Consider the following 17,947-nt stretch of genomic DNA (forward strand, 5'->3'; position numbering starts at 1 on the left):
GTGCTCCTCCCGCCCGTCAGGACTCGTCCCCGGCCTGTGCCTGGGAGACGGCCGCCCCGGAGACCTGCGCCTCGTCCTCAGCCTCGTCCTCAACGCCCTCAGAGCCGGTCAGGAGGGCCGTAGCCAGCTCCTCACCGTGCCTGACGCTGGACTGGGGGTAGAGCAGCACCTTGTCATAGGCGTCGGCGTTGGTGACGATGACCGGGGTGACGGTCTTGTAGCCGGCCTCGGTGATAGCCTCGCGGTCACACTCCATCAGCAGGTCGCCAGCCCTCACCTCCTGGCCTGCCTCGACGTGGCTGGTGAAATACTTGCCGTCGAGCTCGACAGTGTCGATACCGATGTGGATGAGGAGCTCGACCCCGTCGGAGGAGATCAGCCCCAGCGCGTGCCTGGTAGCCGGCACCATGACCACCTTGCCGTCAAAGGGCGCGTAGATGCTGTCCTCGCTGGGCTCCACGCCCACACCCTTGCCCATGGCACCCGAGGCGAAGACGGCGTCAGGGACGTCACGCAGGGGCACGAGCTCGCCGGAGACCGGGCTGGCCACGGCATAGCGCTGGGAGGCCGCTGCCAGCTCGGCGTCATAGTTCTCCTCCCCCAGCTGGGAGACCATCGCACCAGGCGCCGCAGAGACCTCGGCCCCGTCTGCACCGGCGGCCCCACCAGCCTCGGCAGGGTCCTCAGGGTCCTTGGGGTCCTCAAAACCGGTGACCCACACCAGGGCGATCGCACCCAGGAAGGCCACCAGGCAGCCGATGACCTCACCGACCAGGGAGCCTGAAGCCGTCTCGGAGTAGCTGTTGAGGATGGTCAGCGGACCGGGCAGACCTGCGTAGGCGTAGTAGTGGGAGCCGAACAGGGCGACCACGACCGCGCCGGCCGCCCCGGCGAGGCAGCCCATGACGAAGGGACGCTTGAGCCGCAGGGTGACACCGTAGATGGTGGGCTCGGTGATGCCGAAGATACCGGTGACGGCGGCGGATCCGGCTACCCCGCGCATCTGGCGGGAGCGGGTGCGGATGAGCACGCCCACGGCCGCCCCGACCTGGCCGATGACCGCCGCGGTCTGGAAGGCCTGGAAGGTGTCCTGGCCGTAGTTGTCAAAGTTGGCCAGGACCATGGGCGTAACCCCCCAGTGGACCCCGAAGATGACAGCGACCTGCCACACACCTCCGATGACGGCACCAGCGATCACCGGAGCGACCTCGACGAGCCAGTTGTAGCCGTTGGCGATACCCGTGGCTGTCGAGCTGGACAGCGGACCGATGACCAGGAAGGTCAGGGGCACCATGATGACAAGGCAGAAGAAAGGGGTGAACAGCTGCTTGGCCGCTGCCGGGAGGTGGTTGTTGAGGAAGCGTTCCAGGTAGGACAGCAGCCACACCAGGATGAGGGGAGGCAGCACCGAGGAGGTGTAGACGGTGGGCGACATGGGGATAGTGAGGAAGCTGATGGTCTCCCCCTGCGAGATGGACTCCGCCATGGTGGTCCAGTCCGGGTTCATGATGGCCGCGCAGCACAGGACCGCGACGTAGGTATTGGTCTGGAAGTGGCGGGACGCGGTGATCGCGATGAGGACAGGCAGGAACGTGAAGGGCGTCCAGGACATGAAGGACAGCACCTGGTCCGTCCCGGTGTCGGTGAAGTCCGGGTAGAGCATACGGGTGATGATCAGCGCCCCCTGGAGGATGCCAGCCGCAGCCAGCACGTAGATGAAGGGAGCGAAGACGCCCGACATCGTGGCAATGACACGGTTGAGGACCGACTGCTTGGGGACCTCGGCCTCCGAGCCTGTGCGGTTGGCCAGGTCAAGCTCCTTAGCAACAGCGTCGTAGACCTCGGTCACGTGGTTGCCGATGACGACCTGGAACTGGCCTCCCGACTCGACGACGGTGATGACACCGGGCATCTGGGAGATCGTGTCCTTGGCGCCCTCCGGTGTGGTGCCCAGCACCAGCCGCAGCCGGGTGGCACAGCGCGAGGCCTGCCGGATGTTGTCTCCACCACCGACGACCTCAATGATGTCGTGGGCAAGTCTGGGGTAGTCGCGGACCTTCTCAGCCATTGAGGGTCTCTCCTTTACGGAACGGGACAGTCGAACCCTGTGACGGCCAAGGAAGACCACGCACTATAGCGCCTACGCTACAGCGCGAGGCGTGCCGCCTCAGGCGTGGCACCACACGACCCCGCGTCCAGGAACGCAGGATACTGGGTACCGCTACCGACCTCGGGTTCTTGCCTCGACGGAGTAACAGGCCCGACGACCATGCCCTAGACTACGCGGCACCACCGCCACAGACAAGCCCCCGGCGAGACTCACCCGGTATGCCCGTGAGAGAGGCTCCGCGCCCCATCAGGCGGATCGTCGTGGAGTGCGGCCCGGAGCAGGCAGTGCGAGGCCGGGGCCTGCGGAGAGGACCCGAGACGTGCCGTCCAGGGGCGCGGTCCCGGGGAGGCGTGGCGACCACGCTCTCAGGAGGAGGACCTGGGGAGCGCGTCAGTCCCCCGGTCCCACCAGTACCTGGCAGCGCTCCTGGCTGACCAGCCACGCGGCCAGGTCACGCACCTCCTGGGCGGTGACCTGGTCCAGGAGGTGCAGGCTATGGTCCATGGAGCGCAGGCGCCCGGTCACCACCTCGCTGCGGCCCAGTCGACTCATCCTGGCCAGGGAGTCCTCGCCTCCCAGCACCATGGCGCCACGCAGCTGGCCGCGAGCGCGAGCCATCTCCTGCTGCGTAGGCCCGTGGGCGGCCAGCTTCTCAAACTCGCCGAGCATGACTGCCCCCACCTCCTCCACGTTGCGCGGCGCGCAGCCCGCGTACAGGCCGAAGGCCCCCGCCCCGGCGTAGGAGATATCAAAGGCGTAGGTGGTGTAGGCCAGCCCGCGCCTCTCCCGGACCTCCTGGAACAGGCGCGAGGACATACCCCCGCCTAGCACGGTGGTCAGCACGCTCATGGCCCAGCGGCGCTCGTCACGCACCGGGATGCCCTGGCAGGCCAGGTAGAGATGTGCCTGCTCCGTGTCACGCCCCACCCTCACGTCGTGAACCTCCAGGGGCGTGACGGGCTCGGCCTCGAAACGACGCGGCCTGGGTGCCACCGGGGAGGAGTCCCACCCCGCGCGAGCCAGGTCCTGACTGACCCGCTCGCACAGCTCGTCATGGTCCACCGCTCCGGCAGCAGCCACGACCAGGGCGTCGGAGGCGTAGGTGCGCCGGTAGTGGTCCCACACGGCGTCGCGCGACACCTCGGAGACGGTCTCGTAGGACCCGCCGATCGGCCGCCCCAGCGGGGTCCCCTCCCCGAAGGCGGCCCGGGCGAAGGCCTCCTGAGCGACCTCGGCAGGGTCGTCGGCGGCCTCAGCCAGCTCGGAGACGATGACGCCCCGCTCGGTCTCCACCTCATCAGGGTCTAGGAGGGAGGAGGTGACCATGTCCGTCACGACGTCCACAGCCCCCATGGCGTCAGGGGCCAGGACCCGGACGTAGTAGGAGGTGTGCTCCTTGGAGGTGGCGGCGTTGGCCTCACCGCCGATCATGTCGAAGGCCTCGGCGATCTCGCTGGCACTGCGAGTCGCGGTGCCCTTGAACAGCAGGTGCTCCAGGAAGTGGGTCGAGCCCTCCTGCCCGCTGGCCTCGTCACGAGAGCCCACCCCCAGCCACAGACCGATCGCCGTGGAGCGCAGGCCTGGCACCGACTCAGTAATGACACGCACGCCACCGGGAAGCACGCTGCGGCGCGTCAACGCGCCGTCATCCTCCAGCGAGAACTCAGTGCCTGCCTGTCCGGGCTCGCCACGCACCAGCTCGACCTCGGTGTATCCCTCAGAGAGCTCCACACCGCCGACAGGTGTCACCGCCCCGGCCCCCGGGGAGGAGCCGGACGCTGGCTCTGCGCCACCACCTGCCGTACTACCTGCCCTACCGTCAGCGGCACGAGCTGTCACGCTGCGTGCCGCACTACCTGCTGCACTGGTCATCACCGGCTGAGCCTACCGAACAGCGAGGGCTCCAGCAGGCCGGCCCCAGGTGTCAACCCACCTGGCACGCAGCCAGTCCTTGCTGACACTCTCCACCCGGGTGGCAGCCGTGCCAGCCCACCTGGCACGGCTCCCACTGAGATGGAAGTGTTCACAGGGACTATCCCGCCCTACCCAGAGAATGCAGTATCACAACACAGAGACTGGCCTCCTCGCGGGAGGGTGGGCCCACCCGTCAGGTCAGGCGATCCGCCCTGGGGGGCTGCACCCAGGCCGAGCCCCCTCGTAAGTCACTCCTCCTCTGAGTCTCCCTCCCGCAGCGGCGTTCGCTCCACCGAGACGGTCCCTGTCTGGGAGGAGAGCCGGGCAACGGCGTCCCTGATGCGCTGGCCGACAGCTGCGTCAATACTGTCCCAGTACCACAGGGCACGCTCCAGCACCTCGGGCCGCTCGACCTGGACCAGGCTGCTCGAGACCGTCTCTACCAGCCGTCGGCGCTGGGCCTCGGTAAAGACGTCACGCACCAGGATGCCAGCCTGGCTGAAGTCGTCATCGTCCTCCCGGAGAGTCTGGGCGGCGACCACCATCTCGCCGTCAGCCTCCCACCCGTCCTCCAGGCGACCTTGCTCGTCAGCATAAGGGCGTCCACCAGAGTTGGCGGCGTAGGTCGGCTGGCCGCCAGAGTGGAAGTAGCGCATCGGCCCGTCGAAGGTGTAGGTGTTGGCGTGCTCACGCACCTCCGGCAAGGGCTGGTTGACCGGCAGCTGGTCGTGGTTGACGCCGAGCCTGGCCCGGTGGGCATCGGCATAGGCGAAGACACGGGCCAGCAGCATACGGTCTGGGGAGAACCCGATGCCCGGGACGATATTGGAGGGGGCGAAGGCCGCCTGGTCGATCTGGGCGAAGAAGTTCTCCGGGTTCTCGTTGAGCGTCAGCGTCCCCACGGTGATGAGCGGGTAGTCCGCGTGGGGCCAGGTCTTGGTCAGGTCGAAGGGGTTGATCCGATAGGTCTTGGCCTCCTCGTAGGGCATGACCTGGATGGACAGCGTCCAGCTCGGGTAGTCGCCCCGCTCGATGGCTTCGAACAGGTCGCGGCGGTGGAAGTCAGCGTCCACCCCGGCCAGCTCCTCGGCGTCCTGGCCGCCCCAGTTCTCCACACCCTGGTTGGTGTGGAAGTGGAACTTGGTCCAGAACCGCTCACCCGCCTCGTTGATGAGCATGTAGGTATGGGACCCGTAGCCGTTCATGTGCCGCCAGGTGCGCGGCAGGCCCCGGTCCCCCATGAGGTAAGCGACCTGGTGGGCGCTCTCTGGGGACAGAGTCCAGAAGTCCCACTGCATGGTCTGGTCACGCAGGCCCTTGTCCCCCAGGCGCTTCTGGCTGCGGATGAAGTGGGGGAACTTCATGGGGTCCCGCAGGAAGAAGACCGGGGTGTTGTTGCCCACCAGGTCCCAGTTACCCTCGCTGGTATAGAACTTGAGGGCGAAACCGCGCACGTCGCGCCAGGTGTCAGGCGACCCGGCCTCCCCTGCGACGGTGGAGAACCGCAGTAGTGCGCGCGTGCGCGCACCCGGCTGCAGAGCGGCAGCCTTGGTGTAGCGGCTGATGTCGTGGGTGATGACCAGCTCACCGAAGGCTCCCGAGCCCTTGGCGTGGGGCTTGCGGTCAGGAATGTTCTCGCGGTTGAAATGAGCCAGGGAACTGACCAGGTGGTGGTCGTGGAGCAGCAGCGGCCCGTCCGGTCCCAGGGTGATGCTGTGACGCTCGCTCGTGGCCGGGGCGCCGTTAGCCATCGTGGACCCAGATCCGCCACTCGGATTAATCGGCTTTTCCAAAGTATTACCTCCTCATCGACGGTAGGCACAATAGAAGCACGAAGAGCCTCAGATCACCAGCAGGTTGCGGCCACAGCCACCGGGAGGAGCGTCAATCGGGAGAATATCGCCAGAAGACCCGCACCAACGACAGCGCTCACCAGCGTCGACCGTGTCACGACAAGGCCGACGCCTCCCCCTATTCATCACCCTCCTGTTGCGAATTACCAGACAGAAGGATCACGGACCCACTAGGGGAACAGACCGAGCACGCACGGTGGGGCCGAGCCTTCCGGCCCGGCCCCACCGCAGTAGTGACCAGTAACGACCAACAACGACTAGCAGTGCCAGCAGCAGCTGCCGAGGACGCCCTGGTCGCAGCGGACTTCTACTCGTCCTCGGAGTAGTCCACCGCACGCGTACGTCGCCGACGCGGACGGCGCTCGCGCCGCTGGCCGTCACCATCGTGGTCCCGGCGGCCCCAGTGCTCGGAGTGGCTCACCGCCTTGCGAGCGGCCTCGTTCTCTGCCTCGGCAGCCAGCTGCTCGTCAGTGAGGACCGCGTTGAGGGAGAGCTTGCCGCGCTGGTCGATCTCCGCGAGCTCGACCTGGACCTTGTCACCCACGTTGAGGACGTCCTCAACGTTCTCAACACGCTTGCCGCCCACCAGCCGACGGATCTGGGAGACGTGGAGCAGCCCGTCCTTCCCCGGGGTCAGGGACACGAAGGCGCCGAAGGTCGTGGTCTTGACCACGGTCCCCACGAAGCGCTCGCCGATCTCCGGCATCTGGGGGTTGGCAATGGCGTTGACGGCCTCGCGGGCAGCCTCCGCCGAGGGGCCGTCCGCAGCACCGATGTAGACGGTGCCGTCGTCCTCGACCGTGAGGTCGGCGCCGGTGTCCTCCTGGATCTGGTTGATCATCTTGCCCTTGGGGCCGATCACCTCACCGATCTTGTCCACAGGGATCTGCACGGTCAGCACCCGCGGAGCGGTGGGAGCCATCTCGTCAGGGGCGTCAATAGCCTGTGCCAGCACGTCCAGGATGAAGAGACGGGCGTCGCGCGCCTGCCCCAGCGCCCCGGCCAGGACCTCGGAGGGCAGGCCGTCCAGCTTGGTGTCCAGCTGCAGGGCGGTGATGAAGTCCCGCGTGCCGGCGACCTTGAAGTCCATGTCGCCGAAGGCGTCCTCGCTTCCCAGAATGTCGGTGAGCGTGGCCCACCGGGTCTCGCCGTCGATCACCTCGTGCATGAGCCCCATGGCGATGCCGGCCACAGGTGCGCGCAGCGGCACGCCCGCGTTAAGCAGGGACAGCGTGGAGGCGCACACCGAGCCCATGGAGGTGGACCCGTTGGAGCCCAGCGCCTCCGAGACCTGGCGGATGGCGTAGGGGAAGTCCTCCCGGCTGGGCAGCACCGGCACTAGCGCACGCTCAGCCAGGTTGCCGTGCCCGATCTCTCGACGCTTGGGAGCACCCACACGCCCGGTCTCACCGGTGGAGAAGGGGGGAAAGTTGTAGTTGTGCATGTAGCGCTTGTGGGTCACGGGCGAGAGGTCGTCCACCTGCTGCTCCATGCGCAGCATGTTGAGCGTGGTCACCCCCAGGATCTGGGTCTCCCCCCGCTCGAAGACAGCCGACCCGTGGACGCGGGGCAGGACCTCCACCTCCGCGGCCAGGGTCCGGATGTCCTTGAGGCCGCGGCCGTCCATGCGCACGCCCTCGGTCAGGGTGCGGTGGCGCACGATCTTCTTGGTCACGGAGCGGAAGGCGGCCTTGAGGGCCTTGAGGTCCTCCTCGGCGGGGAAGGACTCACCGACCTCGGCGAGCACCTGCTCCCTAACCGTGTCCACGGCCTCGTCACGAGCCTGCTTGCCCTCGGTGGCCAGGGCTGCGGCAAGACCACGGGCCTGCGCTGCCTTCTCCACAGCGTCGTACTGCTCGTCAGTGTAGTCCAGGTAGAGGGGAAACTCCGCCGTGGGCTTGGAGGCGTGGGCGGCTACCTCGCCCTGGGCCTCGCACAGCGCCTTGATATGCGGCTTGGCCGCCTCCAGGCCCTCGGCAACGACCTCCTCGGTGGGGGCGACGGACCCGGCCCTGATCAGGTCCCAGGCGTTCTCGGTGGCACCGGCCTCCACCATCATGATAGCCACGTCACCGGAGTCCAGGACCCGGCCGGCCACCACCATCTGGAACGTGGCCTGCTGCTGCTCGGAGTAGCGGGGGAAGGCGACCCAGCTGCCGTTGACCAGCGCGATACGGGTGCCTGCCACCGGCCCGGAAAAGGGAAGGCCGGCGATCTGGGTGGACATGGACGCGGCGTTGATAGCCAGGACGTCGTAGTCGTCATCAGGGTGGATCGCCAGGACCGTCTCAACGACCTGGACCTCGTTGCGCAGCCCCTTGACGAAGGAGGGGCGCAGCGGACGGTCGATGAGACGGCAGGCGAGGATGGCCGAGGTGCCGGCCCTGCCCTCGCGCCGGAAGAAGGATCCGGGGATCTTGCCTGCCGCGTACTGACGCTCCTCCACGTCGACGGTGAGCGGGAAGAAGTCAAACTGGTCCTTGGGCTGCCTGCCGACGGTCGTGGCGGACAGGACGGCGGTCTCACCGTCGAGGTAGGCCATGGCGCTTCCAGCAGCCTGCTTGGCCAGACGACCCGTCTCGAAGCGAACCACACGCTTGCCAAGGGGGCCGTTGTCAATCACTGCCTCCGCGGCAGTGACCTCGGGATCATCAATGAACATCTGCGATGCGTCTCTTTCTCGTGATCTGGGCCAGGCCGTGGCCTTCGATCGAGGCCCACGCAAGCAGGTACCACCCCGCCCAACCCGCTGCGTGACCCCAAGGAGCATACCCTGAGAGCCACAACGTGCCTGGCAAGAGGTCCCGATTCCGGGGGCCACCACCGAAAACCGACGGCGGCCGACATCCGCGGCGCGGAGACCTGTCTGCCCCGCGCGCGAGGCCGCTCAGATCGGGGCGCTGGCAGGCGCCTTGAGAGCAGCCGCAGTGGATAATACCGTGCGAACACAGCCTGTGGCGCCAAGGTGACCAGCGGGTCACGTGAGATCGGCCGCGTAGGTACGCCTCCCCTCGCCCCCGGCCCAGCGTCGTCTCGCCACCAACCCGGGACCTTGGGGCTCTGGTGCCGCGCAGCCCAGAGTGCCATCGTGCCAGCAAGACCACCAGGAACCAGCACCCGACAAAGCCAGAGGGGCACCGTCAGCCCCCCAGAGAGGACAGACCGCCATGACCCACCGCATGATCCTCAACCAGACCGGCTACTTCGGTCGTGGCTCGATCAGTTCCATTGCCCCCGAGATCATCCGCCGGAACCTGACCAGGGCCTTCATCGTCACCGACCCGGCCCTAGTGGGCAACGGTACCGTAAGACGGGTCACCGACCTGCTGGACGAGGCCCGCGTGCCCTGGGACATCTTCTCCGACGTCGTGCCCAACCCGCCGGTGGAGAAGGTCCAGGCAGGCCTGGCCGCCTTCCGGGCGTCAGGGGCCGATGTCCTCATCGGCCTGGGAGGGGGCTCGCCCCAGGACACCTGCAAGGCGATCTCCGTCATCGCCACCAACCCGGAGTTCGAGGACGTCGTGAGCCTGGAGGGGCAGTCCCCGACCAGGAACCCGGGCGTGCCGATCATCGGGGTTCCCACCACCGCAGGAACCGCCAGCGAGACCACGATCAACTACGTCATCACCGACACCTCCGCGCAGCGCAAGTTCGTGTGCGTGGACCCGCACGACATCCCAGTTGTGGCTGTCGTCGACCCCGACCTCATGGACGGCATGCCCCGCTCCCTCAAGGTGGCCACTGGCCTGGATGCGCTGACCCACGCCATCGAGGGATACGTCACCCCGGGCGCCTGGGAGCTGAGCGACGCTCTGTGCCTGCGCTCGATCCAGATGATCGCCGCCAGCCTGCGCGCCGCCGCCGACGGGGACCCGGAGGCGGTAGAGCAGATGGGCCTGGCGGCTTACATCAACGGCATGGCCTACTCCAACGTGGGCCTAGGGCTCGTCCACGGCATGGCCCACCCGCTGGGCGGGCGCTACGGCGCCCCTCACGGCGTAGCCAACGGCATCCTGCTGGCCCCGGTCATGGCCTTCAACGCCGAGCACACCGGGGAGAAGTACCGAGACATAGCCCAAGCCTTCGACGTGGCCGACTCCCGGACCATGCCACTGGACCAGGCGCGCGCCGCCGCCGTCGACGCCGTCGCCACCCTGGCAAAGGAGCTGGGCAACCCGACCAGGATCTCGCAGATCGGCGTGGACGCCTCTGGGATCGATGCCCTGGCCGACGACGCCTTCGCCGACGTGTGCACTCCGGGTAACCCACGCCCCGCCACCCGCGAGGACATTCACACCCTGTACACCTCGCTGCTGTGAAGACAGGCGCAGCCCCGGGACGAGCCTGTGTCCACCGCCCGCCCTACCGGCGGATACCGAGGCGGGCGATCAGGGAGCGATAGCGCTCGATGTCCTCCCTCATGAGGTAGTCCAGGAGGCGGCGACGCTTACCGATGAGCAGGTAGAGCCCCCGGCGCGAGTGGTGGTCGTGGATATGGCCCTTGAAGTGCTCGGTCAGGTTGGAGATGCGCTCGGTCAGGATGGCGACCTGGACCTCGGGTGAGCCCGTGTCGCCCTCGTGGGTCGCGTACTCGGCGACGAGCTGCTGCTTGCGCTGGGGGCTGATCGACATTCGGACTCCTCAAGTCTCGTTGCGCGGAGCACCGGGGCAGGTTCTCCCGGGCATGACTCGTCCGCGGCCGGTCTACGGCGGCGCAAGACTACCAGCGGAGGCGGGGTCCTGCGCCACCACCTCCTGTGGGGCAGAACACCTACCGAACAGCACCAGCAGGGCGCCTGGAAAACGCCCCACAGGCAGCCCACGAGGACTCCATGAGGCAGCCGACAGGAAGGCACCCTGGCAGGGAGGGGATGCGGGCACGATCAGAGACGACGGTAGACTCCAGCCCGGTCTGCCTGACGCCGCGCCAGCCACGTTCCCGCAACCACTCCCGCCACAGATGCCGCGGGGCCGACACCGTGCCCCCGGCCATCCCTCCACCCCCTACGCCCCTCCGCTCCCATATCCTCCCAGCCCCCACCCGACCAGGACCCCCCTACCAGCACCAACGACCGGAAAGGACCGATCGATGCACCGCCGGAGCCGCCGCACCCTGCCTGCCCTCTTTCTGTGCGTCTTCCTGTCCGTCGTCGTGTTTCTCGGCATGGCCACCTACCTGCTCCCCGAGCCCGGCACCCACAGCCCCTCGGCCGCACCCACGGCGACTGCCAGCCCCGCCAGCACGGGGTGCGACTCGCAGCTGTCCCCTGGCACGACCACCGTGCAGGTCACCTTCTCCGGGCAGCGCTACCCCGTCCGCGTCCACCTGCCCGAGGAGCCCTCTATCCAGGGTGCCGAAGACGGCACCCGCGACGAGCTCCCCGACCAAGCCACCCCGGCGACTGACCAGGAGGCCCTGGCGCTGGTCCTTGACCTTCACGGCTCCGGTGCCAACGCTACCGCCCAGGCGCAGATCAGCGGTCTGGACGAGATCGCCGACGCTCACGGCTTCGTCGTGGCCCAGCCGACCGCCGCGATCCCGCTGGAGTCGGACAGCCCGCTCCCCGACGGGAGCTGGGCCTGGAACGTCCCCGGCGTCCCGATGGTCGCGGGAGACTACCCTCCTGAGGACGCCCGTGACGACGTCGCCTTTCTCACTGCGGTAGTGGACCACCTGGTCCAGACGGCCTGCGTGGACTCCCAACGTGTCTACGCCACCGGCTTCTCCGGTGGCGGGCGCATGGCCAGCGCCCTGGCCTGCGCCCGGCCCGGTCTGCTTGCCGCGATCGCCCCCGTGGCCGGGCTGCGCGCGGGCAGGGCCGCCTACGACAACACCTCCGAGACCGACCCTCTGACCTGTGACCCGGCTACAGGGGTCCCCGTGCTCACCTTTCACGGCACCGACGACTGGGTCAACCCCTACGAGGGCAATGCCGACCCCCGCTGGGGCTACTCGGTGAACACCGCTCTGGGGCGCTGGGCGGAGCTCAACCAGTGCACCGAGCCGCCCACTCAGACCCAGGTCAGCGAGCAGGTGCTGCTCACCTCCTACAACGACTGCTCCGGCGGCTCCGGGCGAGTACAGGGCTACACCCTCACTGGTGCGGGCCACACCTGGCCGGGAAGCGAGGCAGACTTCGGCGAGCTGGGAACCGTCTCTCAGGAGATCGGCGCCTCGGAGCTGATGTGGGAGTTTTTTGCCAAGCACCCCGGCCGGTAGCCGCCTGCGGCAGTACGGGGCTAGGCCGTGACGTCCTCCGGCCGGATCGGGCCGGGGACGGGCACGCCCAGGATCTGCGCAGTCTGGGCGACGTCCTGGCGCATCTGGACCAGCAGGGGGTCCAGTCCGTCAAAGGCCAGCATGGGGCGCAGGTACTCCACCAGCTCGACGCCAACCTCCTCCCCGTACAGGTCAAGGTCGCAGCGTCCCAGCACGTGGGCCTCCACGGTGCGCTGGGGAACATCGTCGAAGGTCGGGTTGGTGCCGATGGAGACCGCCGCGGGCAGGCGCTCCACCTGGTACCCCACCTTACGGACAGCCTGGGCACCTAGAGCCTCCCGGCCGCCGCTGCCCTGGTTCTCGCTGTTCTCGCTGCTCCTGGCGTCCTCACCGCGCCGACCGCGCACGAGCCAGCCAGCATAGACGCCGTCCGCAGGGACCACACCGGCGGTAGCCGCGTCCAGGTTGGCGGTGGGGAAGCCTAGCTCCCGCCCGCGGCGCTGGCCGTGGACCACCCTCCCGCGCAGCCGGTGAGGGCGGCCCAGGATGTCAGCGGCCTCACGCACCTGCCCCTTCTCCAGGCAGCGCCGCACCCAGGTGGAGGACCACCGGCGCCCCTCCTGAGAGCTGACCTCACCCAGGATCTCCACGTCGAGACCGACCGCACGGCCGATCCTGCGCAGGTAGGAGGCGTCCCCCGCGTTGTCGCGCCCAAAACGTACGTCGTCACCAACGACGACGGCCCTGGCTCCCAGAGTGCCCAGCAGCCAGGTACGCACGAACTCCTCCGGCTTCTGGGCGGCAAAGTCGAGGTCGTAGGTGACCACGAGGACGGCGTCCAGCCCGGCCTCCTCCAGGGAGGCCAGACGGTCCGTCAAGGAGGTGATGAGCGCGAAGCGCTGCTCGGGGTGGTGGACGTGACGGGGGTGCGGGTCGAAGGTCATGGCCACGGCCAGCGGCCGGACCCGCCCCTGCCCTGTCCCCTCCGCCATCTCGTGGGCGCGCTCGACCACACGGTCCAGGACCGCCCGGTGCCCACGGTGCACACCGTCGAAGACGCCAACTGTCACCACGCTGCCCGGCCCTGCGGCCGCGCCCAGGGACGCAGGAACCTGCTGCGCGCTGTACCAGACCTCCACCGCGTCCCATCCTGTTTCTCGATCCACCCGGCAGGCTGCACGGACCGTGCCGGTCTTGCGGGTCAAACCCTGCCACGACCAGACCGTGCCGCGCGACCCCGCCAGCCCTGACACGCCCGCCCTGGCACACCAGTGCTCGCACACCCGTCCCGACGCGTCTGCCCAGACACGCCCCGGCTTGACCCGACCGCCGAGCATCGCTAGGGTCCTTCTCGACCGACGGTCGGTCGATGTGCTGAGCCAAGCACCGACGAGACGTCAGCAGCCAGGGAGACCCGGGAAAGTCCAGGAAACCCAGGGAAATCCAAGAAGAGCAACGAAAGAAGGGAGGGCCGCACCGTGCCAGCCGCCCGATCCGCCAAGCCTGCGCCCCAGCGGCGTACCGAGATCCTTGACGCCGCCCAGCACCTGTTCGCCACCCAGGGGGTCCAGGCGACCTCCATGGAGGACATCCTCTCCAGGGTCGGTATCGCCAAGGGGACGCTCTACTACCACTTCTCCTCCAAGGAGGAGATTCTCCACGCCCTCATCTCCCGCACCACCAGCAGAGTGGCTGAGCGGGCCCGAGACGTCGCCACCAGCCAGGAGCCCACCATCCGCAGGTTCCTGCTCATCGTGGCCGCCGCGCGCGTCGACGAGCCAGAGCGTCGGCTCGCCGAGGAACTCCACGCAGCGGACAACGCCGCGTTCCACGTCCTGTCGATCGTCGAGACGGTCCGCAGCCTGGTACCGGTCCTCACCGAGGTCGTCGAGCAGGGGGTCTGCGAGGGGGTCTTCGCCACCGAGCATCCCCGCGAGGTCGTCGAGATCCTCCTGACCAGCGCTAGCATGCTCCTGGATGAGGGCATCTTCGCCGGTGAGCCGCAGGAGGCCCAGCGACGTGCGGCCGGGATCGTCCACGCCGCCGAGACGCTGCTGGGCTGTGAGCCCGGAGCGCTGGCGCCAGCCCTGGAGAGACTGTCATGAGGTACCTCTACCTCCTGCTGGCTGGCGTCCTAGTCAACTCCCTGGGCAGCGGCCTGACCGCCTTCGGCCTGGCGGTCTTCGCCTACACCACCTACGGCACCGCCTCAGCGGTGGCCATGGTCCAGCTGTGCGCCTTCGCCCCCGTCGTGCTGCTGGCCCCCGCGGCCGGCGCCCTAGCCGACCACTTTGACCGTCGTCTCATGATGGTCCTCGGCGACGGCGGGTCCGTCCTGGGCCTGGGCGTGGTCGTGCTCGCCCTGAGCACGCCCTCTCCCCGGCTGGGACACATCCTCCTGGGGGTGGTCCTGTCCTCCTGCCTGGCCGCGCTCACCGAGCCGGCACTGCGCGCCTCCGTGAGCGACCTGGTGGACCCACAGGACCATGTCCGCAGCTCGGGGCTCCTGCAGGCGGCATCCTCCGCCCGCTACCTGCTGTCCCCGGCGCTGGCTGGCCTTCTTCTGCCCCTGACGGGCCTGCGGGCGCTGCTTGTGCTCGACGCCGCCACCTGCCTGGTGACGGCCGCCTGCTCCTGGAGCGTCATGCGGGCGGTGGGACGCAGGCCAGCCGAAGCCTGGGGCAGCCGGGCCGACGTCGTCAACCACACGCTGGGAGGCTGGCGGGTGCTCGCAGCCCAGCCCGCTCTGAGAGCGCTCGTGGGCCTCATGACAGTCATGACGCTGCTCCTGGGTACCCTCCAGGTCCTGGTCAAGCCCATCCTGCTGCCCCACGCCGACGCCGCCGCGACAGGGCGGGCCGAGACCCTGGCCGCCTGATTGCCTCCACCTGGGCCACGCTGCGGCGACTGAGACGGATCCCCGCCGTGGAGGCTCTGCGCAGCACGACCAGCGGCGGGCTGGCCAGGCGCCGTCACCGCTGGAGCCTCGCCAGGGCGCGCCGCCTGCCCGTCCAGGTGTGGATGGGGGTGCGTGAGGCGTGCCGCCCCAGCAGCGCGCTCCTGACCGGGGTCCTGGCAGTGTGCGCGCTCACCATGGTTCTTCCGGCCAGCGCCTACACCACCCTGGAGGATCCACGCTTCATCACCTACCTGGGTATCGGCGAGGCCGACATCCGTATTGACGTCTACTCCGGTTCCGGCGACCTGGCACAGGTAGAGGACGTCGTCGGCTCCGAGACCCGCATCACCCACCACACCACCCTGCTGAGCCGCCGATACGAGATGGCCGCCTCCGAGGGGCAGTGGGAGTCGGTCGTGGTCGAGGTCGGCGACCATGACGCCATCCCCCTGAGCTACGTCTCGGGGGAGCCTCCCACCAGTCCCGACGAGGTCGCCCTGTCCACCGCCCAGGCGGAGGCGGTAGGTGTCGAGACAGGGGCGCGGGTCCCCGTGCGCACCGCGGACGGAACCGTCGACCTCACCGTCACCGGCACCTACCAGGACATCACCAACGGAGGGCGCACGGCCAAGGCCGTCCTCGACGACGGCAGCCCGGATCTGTGGCAGGTGGTCTACGCCGACCTGGAGGATCCGCAGCAGGGCGACCTCGTGGTCGACAGCCTCAGAGCCAGCCTGCCCGACGCCCAGGTCAGGACGACCGACGACTACGCCTCACAGGTGCTCGGCGCCACCAGCAGCCAGCTGCGCACCGTTGCCGTCCTGGCCTGCGCCGTCGCCCTGGGGCTGGCCTTCCTCGTCACCACCCTGCTGACCACCCTCCTGGTCTCCCGGGAGAGGCAGGCTACCGCTGTGCTCAGTGCCCTGGGCTGCACCCGGAGGGACGTCACCCTCCAGTACCTGACCCGTTTCATGACCATCACCCTGGCAGGCCTCGCCCTGGGCGGCCTGGTGGCTGCCACCGCAGGCCAGCAGGTCATCGGGGGCGTCCTGTCGGCACTGGGCGGAGGAGGCGCGCAGATCCAACTCCTTGCCCGCCCGTGGCTGGTCGGAGGGGCCGTGCCGCTGGCGCTGGCTGCGTGCGTGGCGGGGGCCGTCCTCGTGGCGCTGCGAAGGCTCCCCGCACCCACGCTCACGACCCTGGGAGCAGGCGAGTGAGACCGGGTAGAGGCAGGTGGCAGGAGCCCTCCCGCGCGGGCACGCCCGCTACCGTCCGGCCTCCTCCCGGTAGTACCGCGGCGGCGTGCCCGACGAGGCACCACAGAGCAGCCGCGAGCACCCACAAGCACCTCCAAGCACGACATCAGCCCAGGACAGGAGAACCAGCATGACAGCACCCAGGACAAGCAGCACGACGACATCGGCCCAGGCCTCGCAACCGACCAGAGACAGCAGGACCACGAGACCGCCGGCCTCCACCGTCGCAGGTGTCGAGCACGAGGCCGCCAACCCTTCTGTCCCCGCGCTCCGAGCCCGAGGGCTCACCAAGAGCTATGCCAGGAGCTGTACCAAGAGGTACGGCAGGAGCCGTAGCCTGGCCTGGGCCAGACCCCGAGCCGGGACAGCGCCGGAGGACTCTACCACCCCCGTGCTGGACAGCCTTGACCTCACCATCGAGCGGGGACAGCTCGTCGCCGTCATGGGACCCTCCGGGTCAGGCAAGTCCACGCTCCTGCACTGCCTGAGCGGCATGGACCGACCCACCTCAGGCGCAGTGCTCCTGGAAGGCACCGACCTCACCACCCTGACGGAGCCCGAGCTGGCGGCACTGCGCCTGTCCCGCCTGGGACTGGTCTTCCAGCAGCCCCACCTGCTGGCGACCCTGAACCTGCTGGACAACATCGTCCTGCCCGGCCTCATGGCCGGTCACCGCCCCCGGCGCGAGGTCGTGTCACAGGGTCGTGAGCTCATGAGCCGTATGGGAATCGCTGAGCTCATGGGCTCCGACGTCACCCAGGCCTCGGGTGGTGAGCTCCAGCGTGCCGGCATCTGCCGCGCCCTGATCAACGACCCTGACATCGTCTTCGCCGACGAGCCCACGGGAGCCCTCAACTCAGCCACTGCCGCACAGATCCTCGACCTGCTCACGAAGATCCACGTGTCAGGAACCACCATGGTCGTCGTCACCCACGACGCCCGTGTGGCGGCCAGGGCCGACCGGGTGCTGATTCTGGTGGACGGCGCGGTGGTGGAGGACCTCAGCCTGGGCGGGTTCAGGCAGGACGAGGCCTCCTCACGGCTGGCGATCGTGTCCGAGGCCCTGGGACGGCACTCTGTCTAGCAACCGCTGGGAGCCCCGGCTCCGCAGTCTGGTCCCAGCCTGAGCAGTCTTGTCAAGCCCGTCTGGAGCGCTGCGCCCTGGCCCAGGGTCTGGTCCCAGCCTGAGCAGTCTTGTCGGGCCTCGGCACCCGCCTCAGTGCCCGCCGCAGCCGCAGGCGGACCGGCGGTGCTCCTCGTGCCCGGCGCGGCCGCCGCCGCAGCCACAGCCGCCCGAGGGCGCCGCGGAGACGTCTCGCAGTCCCAGCTGGTTACCTGCCTTGCGTCCCGGTAGGACTCCCGCGGCCTGCCCTGCTGCCGTCGTCGGGGTGCCTGCGCTCCCCTCTGCCTGCATCAGCACGGAGACAACAGCCTGGGCGATCGCTGCAGGACTGCCCGGTTGCGCAGGGGCCTCCTGCTCGGGGGCGTCGGGAGCCCCGGTGCCCTCAGGTGGCTGGCCGTGCCCACCGCAGCCGCAACTACAGCCCTGTCGTGAGACGCCGTCCTGGCTCACGCCGGTTTCCCTCGTCTCCTCGCTCTTGGCTGTCGTACCTGATGCCTGTGTTGTCTGTGTCATGGGAGCGTGCTCCTGCCTGTTCCCCGCAGTCCTGCTTCTCGCAGCACTTCTCACGATTC

13 protein-coding genes are annotated in these 17,947 nt (G+C 68.7%); 6 read left to right on the plus strand and 7 right to left on the minus strand.

The window, feature by feature from the left end; all coding sequences use genetic code 11:
* Positions 1-16 precede the first annotated feature (16 nt).
* The 4 genes from D4740_RS04075 to D4740_RS04090 form a co-directional block, all read right to left on the minus strand.
* Positions 17-2,068 carry a beta-glucoside-specific PTS transporter subunit IIABC gene (locus D4740_RS04075; RefSeq protein ID WP_119835681.1) on the minus strand — a complete coding sequence of 684 codons (2,052 nt, stop codon included), beginning with the start codon at positions 2,066-2,068 and terminating at the stop codon, positions 17-19.
* Positions 2,069-2,500: 432 nt separating this feature from the next.
* A complete protein-coding gene (locus tag D4740_RS04080; RefSeq protein ID WP_119835682.1) occupies positions 2,501-3,982 on the minus strand; it encodes a pitrilysin family protein in 1,482 nt (493 codons plus the stop codon).
* Positions 3,983-4,272: 290 nt separating this feature from the next.
* The gene (locus D4740_RS04085) at positions 4,273-5,775 is read right to left on the minus strand and encodes a catalase (protein WP_119835683.1); all 1,503 of its coding nucleotides are present in this window, start codon (positions 5,773-5,775) and stop codon (positions 4,273-4,275) included.
* 409 nt (positions 5,776-6,184) lie between these two features.
* Complete coding sequence (locus tag D4740_RS04090) at positions 6,185-8,539, minus strand: polyribonucleotide nucleotidyltransferase (RefSeq protein ID WP_119835684.1); 2,355 nt, start codon at positions 8,537-8,539, stop codon at positions 6,185-6,187.
* A 505-nt stretch (positions 8,540-9,044) separates the two neighbouring features.
* On the opposite strand from D4740_RS04090, the gene fucO reads away from it, so the two are divergent.
* On the plus strand, positions 9,045-10,196 hold the full coding sequence (fucO, locus tag D4740_RS04095; protein WP_119835685.1) for a lactaldehyde reductase: 1,152 nt from the start codon (positions 9,045-9,047) through the stop codon (positions 10,194-10,196).
* A 43-nt stretch (positions 10,197-10,239) separates the two neighbouring features.
* Here fucO and rpsO read toward each other — a convergent pair whose 3' ends face one another.
* Positions 10,240-10,509, minus strand: coding sequence for a 30S ribosomal protein S15 (gene rpsO, locus D4740_RS04100; RefSeq protein WP_119835686.1), 270 nt, complete (start codon positions 10,507-10,509; stop codon positions 10,240-10,242).
* Positions 10,510-10,966: 457 nt separating this feature from the next.
* Between rpsO and D4740_RS04105 the strand changes: the two genes are divergently transcribed.
* Positions 10,967-12,097: a PHB depolymerase family esterase gene (locus tag D4740_RS04105; RefSeq protein ID WP_205570099.1), complete on the plus strand. Its 1,131-nt coding sequence runs from the start codon at positions 10,967-10,969 to the stop codon at positions 12,095-12,097.
* A gap of 20 nt (positions 12,098-12,117) precedes the next feature.
* On the opposite strand, the gene D4740_RS04110 is transcribed toward D4740_RS04105, so the two are convergent.
* A complete protein-coding gene (locus D4740_RS04110; RefSeq protein WP_119835687.1) occupies positions 12,118-13,236 on the minus strand; it encodes a bifunctional riboflavin kinase/FAD synthetase in 1,119 nt (372 codons plus the stop codon).
* A 339-nt stretch (positions 13,237-13,575) separates the two neighbouring features.
* Here D4740_RS04110 and D4740_RS04115 point away from each other — a divergent pair, with 339 nt between their 5' ends.
* The 4 genes from D4740_RS04115 to D4740_RS04130 all read left to right on the plus strand — a co-directional run bounded on the left by D4740_RS04115 (position 13,576) and on the right by D4740_RS04130 (position 17,336).
* Positions 13,576-14,202 carry a TetR/AcrR family transcriptional regulator gene (locus D4740_RS04115; protein ID WP_119835688.1) on the plus strand — a complete coding sequence of 209 codons (627 nt, stop codon included), beginning with the start codon at positions 13,576-13,578 and terminating at the stop codon, positions 14,200-14,202.
* On the plus strand, positions 14,199-14,975 hold the full coding sequence (locus D4740_RS04120; protein WP_119835689.1) for an MFS transporter: 777 nt from the start codon (positions 14,199-14,201) through the stop codon (positions 14,973-14,975). Before D4740_RS04115 ends, D4740_RS04120 begins: the two co-directional genes overlap by 4 nt.
* A gap of 47 nt (positions 14,976-15,022) precedes the next feature.
* Positions 15,023-16,213 carry an ABC transporter permease gene (locus D4740_RS04125; protein WP_119835690.1) on the plus strand — a complete coding sequence of 397 codons (1,191 nt, stop codon included), beginning with the start codon at positions 15,023-15,025 and terminating at the stop codon, positions 16,211-16,213.
* A gap of 169 nt (positions 16,214-16,382) precedes the next feature.
* Complete coding sequence (locus tag D4740_RS04130) at positions 16,383-17,336, plus strand: ABC transporter ATP-binding protein (RefSeq protein ID WP_119835691.1); 954 nt, start codon at positions 16,383-16,385, stop codon at positions 17,334-17,336.
* Between the two features lie 132 nt (positions 17,337-17,468).
* Here the strand turns inward: D4740_RS04130 and D4740_RS04135 are convergent, their stop codons facing one another.
* On the minus strand, positions 17,469-17,888 hold the full coding sequence (locus D4740_RS04135; RefSeq protein WP_147392840.1) for a hypothetical protein: 420 nt from the start codon (positions 17,886-17,888) through the stop codon (positions 17,469-17,471).
* Between the last annotated feature and the right edge of the window lie 59 nt (positions 17,889-17,947).

The sequence above is a fragment of the Actinomyces sp. 2119 genome (assembly GCF_003591215.1).
Lineage (GTDB): Bacteria > Actinomycetota > Actinomycetes > Actinomycetales > Actinomycetaceae > Actinomyces > Actinomyces lilanjuaniae.

Coding starts and splice junctions, on each gene's coding strand:
- D4740_RS04135 (WP_147392840.1), bottom strand. CDS start 17,888: ATGACACAGACAACACAGGCATCAGGTACGACAGCCAAGAGCGAGGAG.
- D4740_RS04120 (WP_119835689.1), top strand. CDS start 14,199: ATGAGGTACCTCTACCTCCTGCTGGCTGGCGTCCTAGTCAACTCCCTG.
- D4740_RS04105 (WP_205570099.1), top strand. CDS start 10,967: ATGCACCGCCGGAGCCGCCGCACCCTGCCTGCCCTCTTTCTGTGCGTC.
- D4740_RS04130 (WP_119835691.1), top strand. CDS start 16,383: ATGACAGCACCCAGGACAAGCAGCACGACGACATCGGCCCAGGCCTCG.
- D4740_RS04085 (WP_119835683.1), bottom strand. CDS start 5,775: ATGGCTAACGGCGCCCCGGCCACGAGCGAGCGTCACAGCATCACCCTG.
- rpsO (WP_119835686.1), bottom strand. CDS start 10,509: ATGTCGATCAGCCCCCAGCGCAAGCAGCAGCTCGTCGCCGAGTACGCG.
- D4740_RS04080 (WP_119835682.1), bottom strand. CDS start 3,982: ATGACCAGTGCAGCAGGTAGTGCGGCACGCAGCGTGACAGCTCGTGCC.
- D4740_RS04090 (WP_119835684.1), bottom strand. CDS start 8,539: ATGTTCATTGATGATCCCGAGGTCACTGCCGCGGAGGCAGTGATTGAC.
- D4740_RS04075 (WP_119835681.1), bottom strand. CDS start 2,068: ATGGCTGAGAAGGTCCGCGACTACCCCAGACTTGCCCACGACATCATT.
- fucO (WP_119835685.1), top strand. CDS start 9,045: ATGACCCACCGCATGATCCTCAACCAGACCGGCTACTTCGGTCGTGGC.